The organism is Rathayibacter sp. PhB186 (assembly GCF_003751825.1).
GTDB lineage: Bacteria > Actinomycetota > Actinomycetes > Actinomycetales > Microbacteriaceae > Rathayibacter > Rathayibacter festucae.
Genome location: NZ_RJKO01000012.1, coordinates 16,012 through 35,665, shown reverse-complemented (window position 1 = coordinate 35,665; position 19,654 = coordinate 16,012). Strand labels below are relative to the sequence as shown.

Here is a 19,654-nt window from a genome sequence, read left to right as displayed (position 1 = left end):
CAGGCGGGCGGTCGAGGGCACGGCCCGCCTCAGGGGAGCTCGGGCTGGCAGTGCGGGCACCACCAGGTGCGCCGCTGCTCCGGGTCGTCGCGGACCTCGGCGCGGACGAGGACCGTGGTGCCGCAGCGCAGGCACGGCCGGCCGGCGCGGCCCGCGACCCAGTGCCGCTCGCCGCGGCGGGTGTCGCCGGTGGTGGTCTGGAACATCCCGGGCACAGTGACGGACGCGCGCAGGCCTCGGGCGGCGGTGGCGACCAGGGCGCGGACGTCGACGGTGCCGACGGGCCGCCAGGGGAAGAGCCCGCGGAGGAAGCAGACCTCGTTGGCCCAGAGGTTGCCGAGGCCCGCCATCAGGTGCTGATCGAGCAGCGCGGCGATCACGGGCCGCTCGGGCGCGCGGGAGAGGCGGGCGACGGCCTCCTCCGCGCTCCAGTCGGCGCGGAGCGGATCCGGCCCGAGATGGCCGACCGCGCGCGCCTCGTCGCGGGTCGGCAGCAGCTCGACGACGGGGAGGTCGACGCCCCAGAGGGTGACCCCGTCGTCGAGCCGGAGCCGGACGCGGACGTCCTTCTGCACGGCCCGCGGGACGGCGCGGCCGGGCGAGGTGACCGTCCAGGAGCCCTGCATCCGCAGGTGGGTGTGCAGGGTCAGATCACCGGAGAAGCGGGTGAGCAGGTGCTTGCCGTGGGTGTCGTGCTCGAGGATCCGCAGGCCTTCGAGCGAGCTGCCGGCCGCGTCACCCGAGCGCAGCTCACCGTCCGCCACGGTGCGGCCGTCCGCCGCCCGCCTCAGACGGGCGGCGAGACGGTGGACGCTGTCTCCCTCGGGCATGCTCCGCACTCTAGGAGCCGGACCCGCGCGACGTCAGGGGTGGCGCGACGAGAGCGGGCCCGCTTCTCAGCGGGCCCGCCCCGGCGGTCGGTCGTGCGCGGTGCTCTAGCGGGCGCTGTACGCCTGCTGGTACGTCCGCTCCGTGCCGTCCTTCGCGGTGACCTCGATCGTCGCGGTGCCGGCCTTGATCGGGCGGAGCACCGTGAGGTAGGAGGTCGTGAACGACTGGCCGGGCTTCACCGAGCTCTTCGTCCGCGTGCCGTAGGGCGTCGAGATCTCGATCGCGACCGCCTCCGGGCCGTTGTTGACGGCCGTGACCGTCAGCGTGCGGAGCACGGCGAGGCGCGTGGTCTTCGCGCTGGTCGCGACGTCGATCACGGTCGCCGGCGCGGTCTCGGGCAGGTCCAGTCCGACGACGACCGGGTCGTGGTCGCTCGAGCGGTAGGCCGAGGTGTCGTAGAAGATCGTCGCGTTGTAGTCGTAGCGGCTGTACTCCAGCGCCACCGACTCCCCGCTGTTGATGTTCCAGGTGTCGACACCGGTCACGGTCGCGTCGGCCGCCGGGGAGGCGAAGACGTGGTCGAGCGAGCCGACCGCGCCGTCGAAGGAGTAGGAGTACTTCCCGTCCTTCGCGCCCTGGTCGATGTAGCCCGCGTCGCGCAGGACCTGGATCGGGTCCTCCTGCGAGTAGGCGTTGAAGTCGCCGAGCAGGTAGACGAGGTCCGTCGCCTTCTCGGTCTTCAGGCGGTCGGCGAACGCGACGAGCGCGGTGGCCTGGTTGACGCGGGAGGCGTTCGAGGCGCCCTGGCCGTCGCCCTGGTCCGCGTCGACTCCGGAGCCGGAGCCCTTCGACTTGAAGTGGTTCACGATCGCGACGAACTCGCTGGCGCTGTCGCCGATCAGGCGGAACTCCTGGGCGAGGGGCTTGCGGGCGTTGGAGAAGGCGACGCCGTCGTTCAGGATGACGGACTCGCCGACCGGCTCGATGACGGCCTTCTTGTAGATGAACGCGGTGCGGATGACGTCCTCGTCCGCGAGCGCGGGGAGGGCGGCGGGCGAGGGCACGTACGCCCACAGCTCCGAGCCGGCGGCGGTGTTGAGCGCGGCGGTCAGCGTGGCGAGGGCCTCGTCGCGCGGCTTGCCGAACTTGGCCGAGTTCTCGATCTCCTCGAGCGAGACGACGCCGGCGCCGAGGCTGTTGATCGCGGTGACGATCTTGGCCTGCTGGCGCTCGAGGTCGTCCGCGTTCGCGGCGCCGCGGGCGTCGCAGCCGCTGTTGACCGTGACGGGGTCGCCGTCCCGGTCGGTGTAGAAGGTGCAGCCGGTGATCGAGTCACCCGTGGTGGAGAAGTAGTTCAGCACGTTGAAGGACGCGATCGAGAGGTCGCCGCCGACGGCCTCGGGGGCCGCCTCGCGGGTGTTCGCGAACGTCGCGGGCTGCACGGTCGCGGCGTTCTCGACGGTCAGCTGCGTCGTCGGCTGGAAGGACCAGCCGCCGTTGCGGTAGTCGAGCACGACCGGGGTCGTGAAGGTCGCCGGGGCGCCCACGCGGATCGGCTCGGTCGGGGTGAGGTAGGGCAGCGGGATCGCCTTGTTCGCGGCGGCGCCGAGGAAGTTGATCGAGGCGCCGTCGTCGAGGACGATCGCGCGGGCGGCGTTGTCGGCGACGACCGCGGCCAGCTCGGGCGTTCCGGGGCGGGCGACCTCGGTCGGGGTCAGCAGCGGCGAGTCGCCGGCGGCGAGGCCGACGGAGCCGAAGCTGTTGAGGTCGAAGGTGTCGGTCACGGTGAACGCGCCCTGCGGGGCGATCAGCATGCTCTCGAGCGTCTCGCGCTCCTCGACGGTGCGGGGGAGGCCGACGGCGGCCGGGATCGGCGCGACGGCCGGGGTGCCGAGCTTCTCGACGGTCGCGGCCGAGGTCGGGGTGAGCTCGGTGAGGCCGTTGAACTCGCTGACGGCGCCGGTGATGCGCAGGTTGTCGCCGATCGCGACCGCGCCGACCGAGGCGGAGGAGTAGACGAAGACGGCGTCGGAGGCGGTGCGGCCGGTGGTCTGCGCGCCGGTGCCGGCGGTCTGGATCACGTAGCCGCTGTAGCCGCCGGTCGCGTAGCGCGCGGTGACGACGCCGGTGGTGGTGACGGTCTGCCCGACGAGCGGGGACGCGGCTCCGGTGCCCTGGATCTCCGCGATCGAGACGGTCGGCGCGGTGGTGGGCGGCGTCGTCGGCGGGGCGGTCGGGGTCGCGGTGGGGGTCGGCGTCCCGGTCGGCGCGGGCGTCGGCTCCGGGGTGCTGCCGCCGGCGGCCTCGGGCGTCATCGCGCCGACGGTGAAGTCGGCGGCGTTGGAGTCGGTGTCGCCCGTCGCGGTGTCGGCGCGCGCGATCGACTCGGTCAGCGTCGGCGCGGTGGCGGCCGCCGACTCGAAGGTGTTCGAGGTGCCGTAGCCGAGGAGGTCGAGGACCGCCTCGGGCTGCTCGGCGGTGCCGGTCGGCGGGGCGACGAGGGTCGCGGTGCCCTCGACCAGGAAGAGCGTGCCGCCCGCGGCCGCGATGTTGAGGCCGTTCGCGGTCTGGTCGGCGGCGGGGAGCGGCGCGCCGTTGGTGCCATTGCTCGCGCCGGCGATCAGGAAGTGGCCCTCGGCGGGGACGGTGCCGGTGAGCGCGACGGTCGTCGTCGGGTTCGCCGTGCCGGTGGCCGAGCGGTACTGCAGCGAGAGGCCGGAGAGCGCGACGTCGGCGCCGGTCGGGTTGAAGAGCTCGACGAAGCGGTTGGTGTAGGTCGCGCCGGCCGAGCCGCCGCGGGCGAAGACCTCGCTGATGACCAGCTCGTCACCGCTCTGAGCCGCGGTGGCGGGAGCGGCGACCAGTGGCGAGGCGACGAGGGCCAGGCCGGCGAGGGCCGCGAGCGCGAGGCCTCTCCGGGGAGCGCGGGCGCGGGGCCTCTGCGCGGGGAGTGCGGGGGAGTCGGGCATGGTGGTCCTCTCGATCGCCGCTCCGGGGAGCGGTGGTGCGTCACCGCACGTCGACGGCGACCCTCGCCCCTGAAAGGGGCACAGTGAGCCACGCTATGCAGTGCGGGTGCCCGGCCTGTGAACCGGACGTTTCATGAACGTAAACTCACCCACCGACATCGGGGCCGCCGGTCCGTCTTCGCGGCCTCCGTCCGGGAACGCGCGCCATGATCGGGGGATGATCTCCTTCGAACTGGCCAGGGCGCTGCGCACCGCAGGGCTGCGCTGGGCACCGGTCACCGGCGACCGCTTCCGCATCGAGCGCGAGGGGTTCGACGGCGACGTCTTCACCGTGAGCGACATGACCATCGAGCCGCACGAGTACGAGACCGGCACCGTGCTCGGCTTCAACGGCACGACCGAGTGGGCGCTCGACTCCGTGGCGCTCGACGACTCGCTCTGGCTGCCGCGCGAGGACCAGCTGCGCGAGCTGCTGCGCGGCACGTTCCGCTCGCTGCGCCGCGTCGCGGACGGCGGGCCGGTGCGCTTCGCCGTGACGGTCGAGCTCGCCGGCGAGCAGCGCGACTTCGAGGACGAGATCGCCGAGAACGCCTACGCGGAGGCGCTGCTCGCGCTGGTCAGCTCGGTCGCGGTCGACCTCGACGACGTGGACGAGCTGGCCTGAGCCGATCCTCCGGGCCGGTCGGGCTCAGGACGCCGCCTTCTCCTCCTCCGCTCCGGCCGTCGAGGCCGCCTTCTTCGCGGCGGGCTTCTTCTTCGAGGTGATCTTCTTCGGAGCGGCCTTCTCGTCGTCGGTCTTCGCGGCGCTCTTCTTCGCCGGCGTCTTCTTGGCGGCGGTCTTCTTCGGCGCCGAGTCCTCGTCGGCGGAGGAGTCCTCGTCCGCCTTCTTCCTCGTCGCCCGCTTCTTCGCCGGCGCTTTCTCCTCGGAGTCCGCGGACGCCCCCGCCTTCGCCCCGCGGCTGCGCTCGACCGAGCGCTTCAGCGCCTCCATCAGGTCGAGCACCTCGCCGCCGCCCTCCTCCTCGGGCTTCTCGCCGAAGGTGGCGGAGGTGTCGAGGGCGTCGCCCTGCTCGATCTTCGCGTCGATGAGGGTGCGCAGCTCGGCCTGGTAGGAGTCCTGGAACTTCGACGCGTCGAAGTCCTCCGAGTAGGAGTCGACCAGGTGCGAGGACATCTCCAGCTCGCGGGCGGCGATCCGGGTGGTGCCCTCGAGCGACGGGAACTCGACCTCACGCACCTCGTCGGCCCAGAGCAGCGTCTGCAGCATCAGCAGCTTGCCGCGCACCCGCAGCGCCGCGAGCCGGGTCTTCTGCCGGAGCGCGAACTCGACGATCGCGGTGCGGTCCGTCTCCTCGAGGGTGCGGCGCAGCAGCACGTAGGCCTTGGGGGAGGAGGAGTCCGGCTCGAGGATGTAGGCGCGGTCGAACATGATCGGGTCGACCTGCTCGCTCGGGACGAACTGCACGACGTCGATCTCGCGGTCGCGCTCCTCCGGCAGCGCCTTCAGCTCGTCCTTGGTGAGCACGACCGTGCGCTCGCCGTCGTCGTAGGCCTTGTCGATGTGGTCGAAGGTGACGACCTCGCCGCAGATCTCGCACTTGCGCTGGTAGCGGATCCGCCCGCCGTCCTTGTCGTGCACCTGGTGCAGGGGGACGTCGTGGTCCTCGGTCGCGCTGTAGATCTTCACCGGCACGTTGACCAGGCCGAAGGTGATCGCGCCCTTCCAGATGGCTCGCATGGCCCCAGTGAACACCGTGCGCCGCCGCGGCGGGAAGCCCCGCCCCTCCCGCGAGATGCCACTTGTGCACGCGACACGCCGTGGAATCGGGTCACAAGTGGCATCTCGCGGCGCGGAGGGGGAGGGGCACTCGACGTCCTTTCGGGCGGCGGGTGTCCAATGGACGGCGATGACTGACGAGAACCGGCCCGCCGACAGGCTCCGCGCCGCCCTGACCGCTCCCGACGCGTCGTCCCGGCTGCAAGCGGCGATGACCGCCGGCACCCGGCCCGCCGGCGAGTACGCCCCGGTGCTCGTGGCCCGCTGCGCCGTCGAGCCCGACTTCGGCGTGCGCGAGATGCTCACCTGGGCGCTCACCCGCCACGATCCGGCGGTCACCGTCGACCTGCTGCTGCCCGAGCTCGCGTCCGGGACACCGCAGGCCCGCAGCCAGGCGCTGCACACGCTGTCGAAGGTGGGCGATCCGCGCGCGTTCCCGGCGATCACGCCCGCGCTGCTGCACGACGAGCACCCCGCGGTCGCGCACGCGGCCTGGCGCACCGCCGCCCGGCTCGCCCCGGACTCCGAGCGGCCCGCGCTGGCCCGGCAGCTCGCGGAGCACCTCGGCGAGCGCGACCGCCCTGACCAGCGCGCCCTCACCCGCGCGCTGCTGATGCTCGGCGACGCCGCGGCCCCCGTCCTCGAGGCCGCCGCGCGCTCGGAGGAGGACCCCCGCCGCTTCCACGCCCTCGCGACCCTCCGCCTCCTCGCCGACCCCGACGAGGACGTCGAGGAGGCCTTCGCCCGCGCCCGCCGTCCCTGACGCGGGCCCGACCGCCCGGAAGCGGACGCAGGGAACGCGTGAGGCGTCCCGTTCCCGTCGAGGCGTCCAGCAGCAGCGGGACTCCTCGACGGGGACGGGACGCCTCGGGCGTCCGGGTCGGCTCAGCCGATCGGGGTCGGGTTCACGGGGTCCGGCGGAACGGGCAGCGAGCCGTTGATGCGGTTCTGCGCCTGGCACTGGCTCGTGCAGTTGGTCGCTCCCTGCGAGAGCTCGACGGCGTCCTCGCCGAGCACCCCGCCGAGGCGGCCACCCGAGGCGACGGTCCACTTCGTGACCGTGCCGCTCTGGAAGGTCTTCGTGGCGACCTGCGGGCTGTCCTTGCCGAGCAGCATCGAGTGGTAGCCCGTCGCGCTCTGGGCCGGGGTCACTGCGTCGACTCCGCTGCCGAAGTTGATCTTGCCGGTGAAGCTGTTGACGAAGTAGAACAGCCCGGGGCCGAGCGTGTGCACGAGCTCGACGTTCCCGGCGAACTCGGGCTCCATCTGGAAGATGCCGCCCTGCGCGCCGTCCTTCGCCTGCACCTTGAGCTTGCCGGCCGCGGTCCTGAGGATCACCACCAGGGTGTCGTCCTTCACCTCCAGCGAGTCGAGCCGCGCGCCCGCGAGCTGCGCCGCGGTGAGCGTCGGCACCTTGGACGCGAAGACCACCGTCGGCGAGGTGACCATCCGCTGCGTGTCGGGGGCGCCGGTGAGCGTGTAGTCGTAGACGCCCAGCGTCGACACGCGGAGGTCGAAGCGGTTGTTGACGCCGCGCACGGCGATGGTCCCGGCGACGGCGACGTCCTTGAGCTTCACGTCCTTGCCGGCGGCCGGGTCGTAGGTGGTGCCGTTCACGGTGACGGAGTAGTCGCCTCCGACGGACGAGGTCTTGGCCTGCGCGGGCGAGGCCGCGAGGCCGGTGAGGAGCAGCGCGATCGCGGCGATCGCCGCAGTGCGGGCGGTTCTGCTGAGGGGGGACATCGTGGCCTTCCTGTCGACCGGCGCCGGGCCGGTGCGGGGTAGGAGGCAACCCTCGCCCGCGCCGAGCCGCCCGGCAATCGGACCTTGGTACTAGTACCCGGGCAGGTGGTCGCGCACCCACAGCGCGGCGCTCGTGCGATCGCGCACGCCGATGCGCGTGAAGGCGTGCCCGACGTGCACCTTGACCGTCCGCTCCGCGATCCCGAGCTCTCGCGCGATCTCCTTGTTCGCTCGGCCGGAGGCGATCAGCCGCAGCACCTGCTCCTCGCGAGTGCTGAGCGCGGGCAGGGCGGCACCGGCGCCGCCCGGCAGCAGAGCCCGGGCCGCCCGCGGATCCAGCGGGGCGTGCCCCGCCGCCGCCGAGCGGACCGCGTCGAGCACCACGGCGGGGTCGGCGTCTTTGAGCTGGTACCCCTGGGCACCCGCCCGCAGCGCGGCGAGGACGCGGCCCCGGTCGTCGAACGAGGTCAGGACCACGACGCGGATCGCCGGGTGCAGGGCGAGCATCCGCGCGGTCGCCTCGATGCCGTCCATGCCCGGCATCGACAGGTCCATCAGGACGACGTCGGGCGCGGACTCCGCCGCCGATCCGAGCGCCTCCTCGCCGCTGCCCGCCTGCCCGACGAGCAGCAGGTCCGGCGCGCTCGAGATCAGCGCGGCGAGGCCCGCGCGGACGAGCGGATGATCGTCGACGATCAGGACGCGGATCACGGCGCCGGCTCCAGTCGCCAGTGCGTCCCCCGGCCTGGAGCCGTCAGGAGGCGCAGCTCGGCGCCGCGCTCGCGGGCGAGATCGCGCAGGATGCTCAGCCCGAGGTGTCCCGCCTCCGGGTGCGCGAGCGCCGTCGCCGCGTCGAAGCCGCACCCGTCGTCGACGACGTCGAGCGCGACCGAGCGGCCCGTGCGATCGCCTGCGCGCCGCAGCCGGACGAGGACGCTCCGCGCGCCGGAGTGCTTGACCGCGTTCGTCAGCGCCTCGTGCGCGACCCGGTAGAGGAGCCGCTCGTCGTCCGCGGTCAGGCCGGTGCGCGGCGGCGCCTCGACCACCACGTCCAGTCCGCGCGCGCGGGTCGTGACGGCGAGATCCTCCAGAGCTGCCGCGAGCCCCGCGTCGGCGAGGCTCGGCGGGTAGATGTCGACGAGCAGCGACCGCAGACCGCCGAGGCCGGTGCGGACGGTCGCGGCGACCTCGCGAAGATCCGCGGCGAGGGCGGGATCGCCGTCCGCCTCGGCTCGCTCCGCCCGCCCGTGCACGGCGAAGGAGGCGGCGACGAGGTCCTGCACGGCACCGTCGTGGACGGTCGCCGCGATCCGCCGGCGCTCGTCCGCCGAGGCGTCGAGGGCGCGCTGCAGCAGTGCCTCGCGACTCCGCCGCGACCGCCCGATCAGCGCGAGGAGGCGCGCGAGCACCGGCAGCAGCACGAGCACCAGCAGCACCGTGCTCGCGATCGAGATGACGGCGAAGCTGCGCCAGAGCTCGCCGCTGCGCTCGACGACCTCGTCGTAGCGGAAGTAGCTCTCGAACAGGAGCGGAGTCCCCGACGGCGTCCGCACGGTCCGGTAGGCCTCGAGGAGGCGTCCGCTGTCGCGCTCGTACACGTTCTCCGGGGCCTGCAGGTCGGAGACCTCGGCGTGCACAGCGACGTCGGCGAAGGCCTCCAGATCGTCCTCGTCCAGGGTGAAGGTCCGCCCCTCCAGGCGCCGGTCGTCGGAGTAGAGGATGCGGCCCGAGCGGTCCCAGAGCTTCACGCGCACCAGGGAGTCGTCGAGCACGTGCGCCCGGACCTCGCGGTCGACGAGCTCCAGCGCCGCCGGGTCGCCGGTGAGCACGGCGTCCGCGAGAGCCGGCTCGACGATCACCTCCGCGAGGAGATCGGCGGTGTCGGAGGCGTCGGCGACGGCCTCGGACTCCGCGAGCGTCCGCGCAGCCTGAACGTCGAGGGCGCTGATGCCGAGGATCAGGAGCAGGGCGACGGCGATCACGCCGGCGAACACGCGCCGCGGCCGGACGGCGGGCTCGCCGGTCCGCTCGCCCGCGGCCACGACGACGATCCAGGAAGGCTCCATCGCTCGCGAGGCTATCAACGACATCCGTCGTTCAGTGCGAGCGGTCCGGGTCGGCGGCGGCCCGCCGCGAACGAGTGAGGCGTCCCGCCCCCGTCGAGGCGTCCTGCCGGAGCGGGACGCGTCGACCGGAGCGGGACGCCTCGGGTGGTGCGGTGACTACGCGCCGATGAGCACGCCGCGGTCGGCGAGGTACTCGCGGATCAGGCGCTCAGCGCTCGCCCGGTCGGTGATGCCGTAGCGGTCGATGATCTGCTGCACGTAGGGACGCGCGATCGCCTCGGTGATGCCGAGCTCGGCGGCGATTTCGCGCGGCGAGAGGCCGGCGGCGATCAGCCCGAGCACCTGCTCCTTGGTGGGAAGCACGAACGGCGGGGTGGTGGGCTCCGGCTCCGGCGTGGTCGGGTCCTTCTCGGCGTCGATCGCGGAGGTGTCCTCGGCGAAGGAGGCGGTCACGAAGGCGATCGCCTTCGAGGTGATGCCCAGCGCCTCCTGGTTGATGTTCGCCAGGTCGTCGCCGGCCGAGTGGTAGTTCGGGTCGTGCGCGATGCCGACGGTGCCGCCGAAGAGCGCGGCCTCCTCCTCGGTCTTGATGTCGTCCGCTCCCGTGAACAGGCCCGAGGCCGGGATGCCGGCGGAGATGAAGCCGTCGTAGTCGCTCCGGCCGTCGAACGCGGTGTCGATCCAGGGCTGGTCGATCGAGTCGAAGTAGTCCGTGAACGCCTTCTCGGTGGCGATGGAGCCCGCGGGCACCTCGACCGGGGCCTCGTAGGTGGACTCGTTCGCGTCGTAGACCGAGACGACGTAGTTCGGCGAGGCGACCATGTCGAAGTTCAGGTAGGTCGCGATGTCGCCGGCCTCCTCCTCCGAGAGCGAGTCGACGTAGGTGTACGAGCCGACGAGCCCGACCTCCTCGGCGCCCCACCAGGCGAAGCGCACGGCGTTGGTGGTCTCGCCCGCGTCCGCGAGCTGGACGGCGGTCTCGAGGAGCGTCGCCGATCCCGAGCCGTTGTCGTTGATGCCGGGGCCCTCGGGCACGCCGTCGAGGTGCGCGCCGAGCATGACCACGTTGTCGTGGTCGCCGCCGGGCGTCTCGGTGATGATGTTGAAGGTGTCAGTGTCGGTGGTCGTCTGCTCGATCACCAGCGTCGCCGTGCTGGGCAGCGCCGCGATCAGCGACTGGCCCTCCTCGAGCGTCACGCCGACCGACGGGATGTAGCTGTCGTCGGGCGCGCCGAGCGTGCCGTTGAGCGCCTCACCGGGAGCGTTGTTGTAGATGATCACGGCGGAGGCCCCGGCGGCGCCGGCGGCGGCCGACTTCTCCGAGAAGCTGCAGGTGCCGCGGCTGACCAGGGCGACCTTGCCGGTCGCGTCGAGTCCGGCCCAGGCGTCGGCGTCGCAGCCCAGCGGGTCGACCGGCTGGATCAGCTCGCCCGTGACGCCGCCCTCGGGGGTGGAGGGGGTGAACGACATCGGGATGCCCTCGACCGCGGGGGTCGTGGTCAGCGAGAACTCGTCGATCGTCTGGGTGGTGGTGGTGAAGTCCTGGCGCTCGGTGGTGTAGCCGGCGGCCTTCAGCACGGCCTCGACGTACTGGCCGCTCTGCTCGTAGCCCTCGGTGCCGATCGCGCGGTTGCCGTCGTTGGCGTCCGCGATCGCCTGGAAGGCCTCGAGGTGGTTCATGATGCCGTCGACGGTCACCGCATCGGCGAAGTCGACGGGCTCGACGGCGTTCGCCGCGGGAGCGAAGGCGAAGCCGGCGACCAGCGCGCCGGCGCCGATCATCGCGGCCGAGCCGAGGAGTGGACGCCGACGTCGTGCGCCGGAGGTGTCTTCAGTGGTGGTAGCCACAGGTGGTCCCTTTCGTCGAGGGCGGCGGCCGTCGGACCGACGGCCTCCGTCGCCCTCGCTGTGCTGAGAAGCGGCGGTGCCCTCTGCGAGCGTATTCACAGGTCGCGCGCGAATGACACCCCTTCGCGGCACTTGTCACCCGGTGGAAACACGGAGCGCCGGCCGCGGCCGGAGGGCGTCTCAGGCCGTCGCGTCGCTCTCGGCCCACTCGCGGAGCATCGCGATCGTCTCCGCGGGCCGGTCGCGGTGCGGGCTGTGACCGGCTCCGGCGACCACCGCATAGCGGACGCGCGGGTTCGCGCGGAGGACCTGTGCGGCGAGGGACGGCGGGAAGAACGTGAACACCTGCGGGTCGCCCGCGAGCACGAGCGCGGGCGTGCGAAGGGCCGGGACGTCGGCGAGCAGGTCCCAGGGGTCGTTGTCGTCGACGGTCGCGGCGACGGCGGCCGGATCGGCGGCGTGCGCGGCGCGGAGCTTCTCCGCGCGGTCGCGCTCGTCCCAGCGCGGCTCGGCGGCGGCGAGCTCGTCCGCGGTGACGGCGAGGGCGGCGAGCTCCTCCGCGCGGACCTCCGCCCGCGACTCGGCCGGCAGCTGCAGCACCGGGTCGAGCAGCACCAGCCGGGCGGCCCAGCCGGTGTCGCGCGCCGCCGCCCGCACCGCCACCGCTCCGCCGAGGGAGTGGCCGACCACGAGGTCCCAGGTGCCGGACGGAGCGCGCAGGGCGAGCACGTCGTCGGCGTAGTCGTCGTGCCGGGACGACCCGCCGCGGGCGCCCGCACCGTGCCCGCGCAGATCCGGTGCCGTCACGCTCCAGCCGGCACCGGTCAGCGCCTCGGCGACCCGCCACCAGGTGCCGGACGCGCCGCCGAGTCCGTGCAGGAGGAGGGCGGTTCTCGTCTCCGGGGCTCGCGTCGTCATGCCGCCAGGCTAGGGCGCGTCAGTCGAGGCTCGGGTCGCGGCCGGTGCGCTCGCCGGACGCCAGTGCACCGATTCCTGCCAGATCCTCCGCGTCGAGGGCGAACCCGAACACGTCGAGGTTCTCCCGGATCCGCGCGGGCGTCACCGACTTCGGGATCACGACGACTCCGAGCTGCACGTGCCAGCGGAGCACGACCTGCGCGGGCGAGACGCCGTGCTTCGCGGCGATCGACGCGAGCACGGGCTCGTCCAGCAGGCGACCGCGGGCCAGCGGCGACCAGGCCTGCGTCACGATGCCGTGCGCGGCGTCGAAGGCGCGCAGCTCGTCCTGGGGGAGCCGCGGGTGCAGCTCGACCTGATTGATCGCGGGCACGACCTCGGTCTCGCCGAGCAGCCGCTCGAGGTGCTCGATCGCGAAGTTGGACACGCCGATCGAGCGCGCCCTGCCCTCCTGGCGGATCCGCTCCAGCGCGCGGTAGGTGTCGACGTAGCGGTCGCGCGAGGGGATCGGCCAGTGCACGAGGTAGAGGTCGACGTAGTCGGTGCCGAGCAACTCGAGGCTGCGGTCGAAGGCCTCGAGCGTCTCGTCGAAGCCGTGGTCGTCGTTCCAGACCTTGGTGGTGACGAAGACCTGCTCCCGGGGGAGGCCGCTGGCGCGGATCCCCTCGCCGACGCCGCGCTCGTTGCCGTAGAGGGTCGCCGTGTCGATGTGCCGGTAGCCGGCCTCGAGCGCCGTGGCGACCGTGCGGGCCGCCTCGTCGTCGCCGATCTTGTAGACGCCGAGCCCGACCTGCGGGATCGCCCGCCCGTCGTTGAGGGGGAGAAGGGGAACGCTCATCCCCCCATTCTTCCCCCTCCGCGAGATGCCACTTGTGCGCACGACACGCCGCGAAAGCCGGTCACAAGTGGCATCTCGCGGGAGGGGTCAGAGGTGCCAGTGCAGCTCGCCGTGCGGGCCGACGCGGACGGTGTCCTCGATCAGGGCGGCGAGGCCGGCGACGCCGAAGAGGAGGCGGCGGTCGTCGCGCGCGGCCTGGCTGGTGTGCACGAAGCGGCGGACGGCGAAGTAGTCGTCGTGTCCGGGCTGGAGGCCGTCGACGAGGCCCTGCTCCCCGAGGGCGCGCAGTCCGCGGCCCGGTCGGCGAGCGGGCCCGAGACCGAGCCAGAGCGTGCCCGTCTCGAGCAGGACGACGGTGCTCGGCACGATCGCGCCGGCCCGCAGTCGCCGGGCCGTGATCTGCCAGCCGAAGCCGAGGTGGTGCACCCGGATCGGATGCGGTCCGCGCCAGGCGTGCGAGGGGTCCTCCGCGCGGTAGTAGACGGGGCTGGGGCGGAACGAGCCCTGCCAGAGCGCCGCGGCCAGCTCCCCGGCCCACTCGGGCGTCTCGGGGTCGGCCCAGGGGTCGAGGACGTGTGCCTCCTCCGCCTCGCGCTGATGCTGGCGGACGAGTTCCTCCGCGTCGTCGCGCAGTGCCATCGGCAGCCCCTCCGTCCCGTGCGAGCCCCACACTAGGGGGGCGCGCCTGGGAGCCTCAAGGGAGCGGGGTCCGAGCCGAGTGGGAGACGCCTCCGCGCAAGGGCGTCATAGGACGCCGACTCAGGTCGGCAGCTCCACCGGCTCGGTGTCCGGCAGCGGGCTCGCGTCGCGGCCGCGGAGGTCCGGGTGGAAGCGGCGGCCGAGCGCCGGGACGACGAAGCCGACGAAGGCGAACACCGCGGCGACCACGATCGCGGCCGTCGGGCCGGATCGGTCGATCTGCACGCCCGCGATCGCCGAGCCGAGCGCCGCGCCGATCAGCTGCCCGGTGCCGACCCAGCCGTAGGCCTCCGCCGTGTCCGAGAACTTCACGCTCGCGGCCGTGATCGTGAAGAGCGCGGCCAGGGCCGGCGCGATGCCGACGCCGGCCAGGAACAGCGTGATCGAGAGCCACCAGAAATCGGTCGAGAACGCCGCGAGGCCCATGCCGACGGTGACGATCAGCATCCGCCGCGCGGTCGCCCAGCGGCTGATCGGGATGTGGCCGAGGGTGAGCCCGCCGACGAGCGAGCCCGCCGCGAAGACCGCCAGGACGACGCCCGACTCCACGCCGCCCTCGCCGAAGACCGCCACGACGCCGGCCTCGACCGCGGCGCAGGCGCCGACCAGCAGGAAGCCGACGACGGTCGCGAGAAGCACCGGCGGCTTGGTCAGCACGGCGCCGAGCTTCCGACGCGAGCGCGGGATGCGCACCCGGCCGACCTCGGGCGAGGCGATGAACCAGATGCCGCCGCCGACGAGGAAGAACGCGGCGGTGAGGATGCCCGCGACGGTCGAGATCTGGATCGAGACGAACGTCGTCAGCACCGGGCCGAGCACCCAGATGATCTCCTGCGCCGAGGCGTCGAGGGAGAAGAGCGGGGTCAGCTGCGAGCTGGGCACCATCTTCGGGTAGATCGTCCGGACCGCCGGCTGCACGGGCGGCATGCTGAGGCCCGCGACGAAGCCGATGACGACGAACTGCCAGATCTCCAGCGGCAGCAGCGCCATCGCGATGATCGCGGCCGCGCAGACGATGAGGGTGGCGGTGAGCACCCGCCGCATTCCGAGCCGCCCCATCAGGCGGCTGGTCAGCGGGCCGGCGATCGCCTGGCCGATCGACATCGAGCCGAGCACCAGGCCGGCCGCGGCGTAGGAGTCGTGCACGCGCTCCACGTGCAGCAGGAAGGCGAGTGAGAGCATCCCGAACGGGAAGCGCGCGGTGAGCTGGGCCGCGATGATGCGACCCACGCCGGGGGTTCTCAGGAGTTCGGTGTAGCTGCCCACCGGACGACACTAGCGGCCCGCGGAGGCCCGCCGGCGTCGTCCGCCGAACCGGCCGCCGGCGGCCCCGGTCAGCCCGCGAGGACCTTCCGGATCCGCTGCAGCGACACGCTCTCGACGGTGCCCAGGCTCTGCGCGAAGAAGCTGATCCGCAGCTCCTCGATCAGCCAGCGCGCGCGCGCTAATCGCTCCGGAGCGTGCGGCGGCAGCGGGATCGTGCCGCCCGCGGAGCGGTAGAGCTCCTGCGCCGCCTGCACCTCGTTCAGCCAGACCCGGTCGCGGCCGACGTTCTCGCCGATCTTGCCGAAGCGCTCGGTGATGCCGCCGAGGTAGCGGGGCAGGTGCCGCAGCCGCTCGAGGCCGGTCGCCGAGACGAAGCCGGGGTGCACGAGCCCGGTCAGCTGCTCGCGGGCGTCGGTCAGCGCGGGGAGCAGCGCCATGCTCGTCGAGGCCTTGAGCGCCTTCTCGACGCCGCGCGCCGTGGTGAGGATCGTGGTGACGGTCTTCACGGTCTCGAACATCGAGTCCATCACGCTGCCCGAGACCCGGTCGCGCACCGCGTCGAACTCGGCGCGAAGGAAGAGCATGCCGTCCGGCTTCATCCGCCAGAGCACCGCGTCGACGCAGGCGAGCAGGCAGTCGCCGAACAGCGCCGTCGTGTTCTGGTACGGGCTCTGCGCGAGCACGAGCTTCTCGTTGGCGGTCAGGTACTGCTGCACGTAGGCGACCGGGCTGGGCGTCGCGAGCAGCAGCAGGCGGCGGACGCCGCGCGGGTGCTCGCGCGCCTGGTCCTCCGCGGTCGCGAGCAGGCGGATCGAGACGGAGTCGCCGTCGTCGATCAGTGCCGGGTAGGCGCGGATCGTGTTGCCGCCCTGGCGGGTGTCGGTGACACGGGGGAGCTCCGCCATGTCCCACGTCTTGATGCCGCGGCGCTCGAGGGCGTCGGGCACGCGCGCCTCGACGACCCGGGCGACCTCGTCGCGGACCCGGCCGCGCAGGCGCTCGGCCAGAGGCGCGAGCTCCTTGCCGGCGGCGACGGTCCGGCCGCGCTCGTCGGCGATCGCGAAGGTGACCCGGAGGTGCGCGGGGATGCGCTCGAGGTCGAAGTCGGAGGCGTCGATCACGACGCCGGCCTCGCGGCGGATCGCCCCGGCGAGGGTCGCGGCGAACGACTCCGTCGGCGGGTTCGGCACGTCCTGGGGGAGCGCGGCGGTGAGCTTGCGCGCCCAGTCGTTCGCGGGCACGACGTTCCGGCGCAGGTGCTTGGGCAGCGCCTTGATCATCGCGGTGACGAGCTCGGCGCGGAGCCCCGGCACCAGCCAGTCGAAGCCGAGCGGTGTGACGCGCGGCAGCAGCGCGAGCGGCACGTGCACGGTGACGCCGTCCTCCTCCGTGCCCGGCTCGAACCGGTAGGAGAGCCGGAAGCGCTGGTCGGCCTGGCGCCACTGGGTCGGGAACGCGGTCTCGTCGATCTGCTCCGCGTCCTCGGGCAGGAGGGTCTCCTGCGTCATGGTCAGCAGGTCGGGCTCGTCGTGCTGCGCGGTGCGCCACCAGGAGTCGAAGGAGCGCACCGAGGTGATGTCGCGCGGGACGCGGCGATCGTAGAAGTCGAAGACGGCCTCGTCGTCGACGAGCAGGTCGCGGCGGCGGGTGCGCTCCTCGAGGCGCTCGAGCTCGGCGCGCAGGGCCCGGTTCTTCCGGTCGAAGGCGTGCCGCGCGTCCCACTCGCCCTCGACGAGGGCGTGCCGGATGAAGAGCTCGCGGGCGTAGCCGGCGTCGATCCGGGAGAACTGCACCCGGCGCCGCGCGATGATCGGCACGCCGTACAGCGTGACCTTCTCGTAGGCGACGGCCGCGCCCTGAGCCTTCTCCCAGTGCGGCTCGCTGAACTGCCGCTTCACGAGGTCGCCGGCGATCGCCTCGGCCCAGGCCGGATCGATCGCGGCGTTGGAGCGGGCGAACAGCTTGCTGGTCTCGACCAGCTCGGCGCTCATCAGGGCGTCGGGCTGCTTCTTCGCCAGCGCGCTGCCGGGGAAGATCGAGAACTTCGCGTTGCGGGCGCCGACGTACTGGACGCTCTGGCGCTCGCGGTTCTTCGCCGCGCGCTGCGCCTGCTGCGAGGTGGTGTCCTTGATGCCCAGGTGCGAGAGCAGGCCGGCGAGCAGGCTCCGGTGGATCCCGTCCGGGTCGACCTTCGGCTCGCCCAGCTCGAGCTTGAGCGGCCGAGCCAGCTGGCGGAGCTGGCGGAAGACGTCCTGCCACTCTCGCACGCGGAGGTAGTTGAGGTACTCGGCCTTGCAGAGCCGGCGGAAGGCGCTGGAGGAGAGCTCGGCCTGCTTCTCCTCCACGTAGTTCCAGAGGTTGAGCAGGGTCAGGAAGTCGCTGGTGGGGTCGACGAAGCGGGCGTGCTGCTGGTCGGCCTGCGCGCGGCGCTCGAGCGGGCGCTCCCGGACGTCCTGGATCGTCAGCCCGGCGACGATCGCCATCACCTCGCGGCTGACGTCGTGCTTGCGTGACTCGATCACCATCCGCCCGAAGCGCGGGTCGATCGGCAGCCGCGCGAGGTCCCGCCCGATCCTCGTCAGCTGAGGCGCCGTGTCGGCCCCCCGCGAGATGCCACTTGTGACGGGTTTCTTCGGCGTGTCGCCCTCATAAGTGGCATCTCGCGAGGGGGAGTCGGCGGGGGTGGCGTGGGAGCGGAGGGCGCCGAGCTCGGTGAGGAGGTCGAGGCCGTCCTTGATGCCGCGGGAGTCGGGCGGGGTGAGGAACGGGAAGCCGGCGATGTCGCCGAGGCCGAGCGAGATCATCTGCAGGATGACGGCGGCGAGGCCGGTGCGCAGGATCTCCGGATCGGTGAACTCGGGGCGGCGCTCGAAGTCCTCCTCCGAGTAGAGCCGGATCGCGATGCCCGCGCTGGTGCGGCCGGAGCGGCCGGAGCGCTGGTTGGCCGACGCCTGCGAGATCGCCTCGATCGGCAGGCGCTGCACCTTCGAGCGGGCGCTGTAGCGCGAGATGCGAGCGGTGCCGCCGTCGATCACGTAGCGGATGCCGGGCACGGTGAGGCTGGTCTCGGCGACGTTGGTCGCGAGCACCACCCGGCGCCGGACGCCCGGCGTGCGGCCGCGCTCGAAGACGCGGTGCTGATCGGCGGCCGACAGCCGGCCGTAGAGGGGGAGGACCTCGGTGCCGGGGAGGTTCCGGCCGCGGATGGCGTCCTCGGCGTCGCGGATCTCGTTCTCGCCGGAGAGGAAGACGAGGACGTCGCCCTGGTCCTCGCGCGCCAGCTCGGCCAGCGCGTCGGCGATGCCGGTCATCAGATCGCGGCTGCCGCTCGTGGCGTCGGGGACGTCGGTGTCGTCCTCCTCCTCGGGCTCCTCGGCGACGAGCGGGCGGTAGCGGATCTCGACGGGGTAGGTGCGGCCGGAGACCTCGATGATCGGGGCGGGCTCGCCGGCGGCGTCGCGGAAGTGCTCGGCGAAGCTCTGCGGGTCGATCGTGGCGGAGGTGATGATCAGCTTGAGATCCGGGCGGCGGGGCAGCAGCCGGTGCAGATAGCCGAGCAGGAAGTCGATGTTGAGGCTGCGCTCGTGCGCCTCGTCGATGATGATCGTGTCGTACCGGCTGAGCATCCGGTCGTGGTTCATCTCGTTGAGCAGGATGCCGTCGGTCATCAGCTTGATCCGGGTCGACGCGCTCGCCTTGTCGGTGAAGCGGACCTGGTAGCCGACGATCCCGCCGACCTCGTCGTCGAGCTCCTCCGCGATGCGCTCGGCGATGGTGCGGGCGGCGATGCGGCGGGGCTGGGTGTGCGCGATGCTCTCGCGGCCGAGCTCGAGGCAGATCTTGGGCAGCTGCGTCGTCTTGCCGGAGCCGGTGGCGCCGGCGACGATCACGACCTGGTGGTCGCGGATGGCGGCGGCGATGTCGTCCCTGCGCGCCGAGACGGGGAGTTCGGGAGGATACCGGATGCTGAGGACGTCTGACATGAGCCCTCCATCCTACGGCGCCGTGACATGATGCCCAGGTCTCCCGGCGGAATCCCGCGGGCGGCCACCCGCGCCGTGCGGGCCGAGCAGAGAGCCGAGTGTGAACACGCAGTCCCTCCTCGTGATCCTCAACATCGTCCTGCTGATCCTCGCGATCCGGGGCGTGCTGGCGAACGGGCGGCTGTCGAAGGTCGCGAAGGTCGGCTGGGTGGCACTGATCGTGATCCTCCCGTTCGCGGGGAGCATCGCGTACCTGGTCTTCGGCCGGCGGGCGAGCGGCGGCGGGTCGCCGGGGCCGCAGCGGCCGACCGGCTGGTTCTTCGAGCGCTGAGGCGTCCTTCGGCGTTTGGGGTGCTGGCGGGTGGGGCGGACGCGGTGCCCCGTCGCGGCTCCTTCCCGCGCGCCTGCGGCGCGCCCGCCAGGCCCGAGCCAGGAGCCGCGACGAGGCACCGCGTCCACCCCGCCGGAGGCGAGGGTGGGCGCCGAGGGGAGGCGTCCATCCCTTCGGGACGAGACTCGACCTTCTCAGGAACCTGCCGTCCAGCGCACGGCGTGCCGGGGCGTCCTTCCATGCTGGTCGAGTAGCCCCGGAGGGGCGTATCGAGACCCACCGCCGTCAGCAGGGCGGGTCTGCAGACTCATCTCCTGACGGTGGTGGATCTCGATACGCCCGCTGCGCGGGCTACTCGATCGACATGAAGTCAGCAGATCATGCT

15 protein-coding genes are annotated in these 19,654 nt (G+C 72.8%); 3 read left to right on the top strand and 12 right to left on the bottom strand.

Going from position 1 to position 19,654, the window contains the following annotated elements; translation table 11 throughout:
- Positions 1 to 29: 29 nt before the first annotated feature.
- Complete coding sequence (locus EDF45_RS20060; RefSeq protein WP_123737590.1) at positions 30 to 830, bottom strand: Fpg/Nei family DNA glycosylase; 801 nt, start codon at positions 828 to 830, stop codon at positions 30 to 32.
- A 105-nt stretch (positions 831 to 935) separates the two neighbouring features.
- Complete coding sequence (locus tag EDF45_RS20055) at positions 936 to 3,800, bottom strand: ExeM/NucH family extracellular endonuclease (protein WP_123737591.1); 2,865 nt, start codon at positions 3,798 to 3,800, stop codon at positions 936 to 938.
- A gap of 217 nt (positions 3,801 to 4,017) precedes the next feature.
- On the opposite strand from EDF45_RS20055, the gene EDF45_RS20050 reads away from it, so the two are divergent.
- The gene (locus EDF45_RS20050) at positions 4,018 to 4,464 is read left to right on the top strand and encodes a hypothetical protein (protein WP_123705172.1); all 447 of its coding nucleotides are present in this window, start codon (positions 4,018 to 4,020) and stop codon (positions 4,462 to 4,464) included.
- 24 nt (positions 4,465 to 4,488) lie between these two features.
- On the opposite strand, the gene EDF45_RS20045 is transcribed toward EDF45_RS20050, so the two are convergent.
- Positions 4,489 to 5,538, bottom strand: a complete 1,050-nt coding sequence (locus EDF45_RS20045; RefSeq protein ID WP_123737592.1) for a Ku protein — start codon at positions 5,536 to 5,538, stop codon at positions 4,489 to 4,491.
- A gap of 169 nt (positions 5,539 to 5,707) precedes the next feature.
- Between EDF45_RS20045 and EDF45_RS20040 the strand changes: the two genes are divergently transcribed.
- On the top strand, positions 5,708 to 6,340 hold the full coding sequence (locus tag EDF45_RS20040; protein WP_123737593.1) for a HEAT repeat domain-containing protein: 633 nt from the start codon (positions 5,708 to 5,710) through the stop codon (positions 6,338 to 6,340).
- A gap of 122 nt (positions 6,341 to 6,462) precedes the next feature.
- Here EDF45_RS20040 and EDF45_RS20035 read toward each other — a convergent pair whose 3' ends face one another.
- From EDF45_RS20035 to hrpA, 9 genes are all read right to left on the bottom strand, one after another.
- Positions 6,463 to 7,320 carry a hypothetical protein gene (locus EDF45_RS20035; protein ID WP_207901805.1) on the bottom strand — a complete coding sequence of 286 codons (858 nt, stop codon included), beginning with the start codon at positions 7,318 to 7,320 and terminating at the stop codon, positions 6,463 to 6,465.
- Positions 7,321 to 7,410: 90 nt separating this feature from the next.
- Positions 7,411 to 8,031 carry a response regulator transcription factor gene (locus tag EDF45_RS20030; RefSeq protein ID WP_123737594.1) on the bottom strand — a complete coding sequence of 207 codons (621 nt, stop codon included), beginning with the start codon at positions 8,029 to 8,031 and terminating at the stop codon, positions 7,411 to 7,413.
- Positions 8,028 to 9,386 carry an ATP-binding protein gene (locus EDF45_RS20025; protein ID WP_123705167.1) on the bottom strand — a complete coding sequence of 453 codons (1,359 nt, stop codon included), beginning with the start codon at positions 9,384 to 9,386 and terminating at the stop codon, positions 8,028 to 8,030. Before EDF45_RS20025 ends, EDF45_RS20030 begins: the two co-directional genes overlap by 4 nt.
- A gap of 156 nt (positions 9,387 to 9,542) precedes the next feature.
- On the bottom strand, positions 9,543 to 11,234 hold the full coding sequence (locus EDF45_RS20020) for a M28 family peptidase (RefSeq protein ID WP_243598476.1): 1,692 nt from the start codon (positions 11,232 to 11,234) through the stop codon (positions 9,543 to 9,545).
- A 180-nt stretch (positions 11,235 to 11,414) separates the two neighbouring features.
- Positions 11,415 to 12,152: an alpha/beta fold hydrolase gene (locus EDF45_RS20015; RefSeq protein ID WP_123737596.1), complete on the bottom strand. Its 738-nt coding sequence runs from the start codon at positions 12,150 to 12,152 to the stop codon at positions 11,415 to 11,417.
- Between the two features lie 19 nt (positions 12,153 to 12,171).
- Entirely contained in the window at positions 12,172 to 12,990 is an 819-nt protein-coding gene (locus EDF45_RS20010; RefSeq protein WP_123737597.1) for an aldo/keto reductase, read from the bottom strand.
- A gap of 87 nt (positions 12,991 to 13,077) precedes the next feature.
- Positions 13,078 to 13,629: a hypothetical protein gene (locus tag EDF45_RS20005; RefSeq protein ID WP_123447651.1), complete on the bottom strand. Its 552-nt coding sequence runs from the start codon at positions 13,627 to 13,629 to the stop codon at positions 13,078 to 13,080.
- 120 nt (positions 13,630 to 13,749) lie between these two features.
- Positions 13,750 to 14,955 carry an MFS transporter gene (locus EDF45_RS20000; protein WP_123737598.1) on the bottom strand — a complete coding sequence of 402 codons (1,206 nt, stop codon included), beginning with the start codon at positions 14,953 to 14,955 and terminating at the stop codon, positions 13,750 to 13,752.
- Positions 14,956 to 15,023: 68 nt separating this feature from the next.
- A complete protein-coding gene (hrpA, locus tag EDF45_RS19995; RefSeq protein ID WP_123737599.1) occupies positions 15,024 to 18,938 on the bottom strand; it encodes an ATP-dependent RNA helicase HrpA in 3,915 nt (1,304 codons plus the stop codon).
- 100 nt (positions 18,939 to 19,038) lie between these two features.
- Between hrpA and EDF45_RS19990 the strand changes: the two genes are divergently transcribed.
- The gene (locus EDF45_RS19990; RefSeq protein WP_123737600.1) at positions 19,039 to 19,269 is read left to right on the top strand and encodes a PLD nuclease N-terminal domain-containing protein; all 231 of its coding nucleotides are present in this window, start codon (positions 19,039 to 19,041) and stop codon (positions 19,267 to 19,269) included.
- The last annotated feature ends 385 nt before the right edge of the window (positions 19,270 to 19,654 follow it).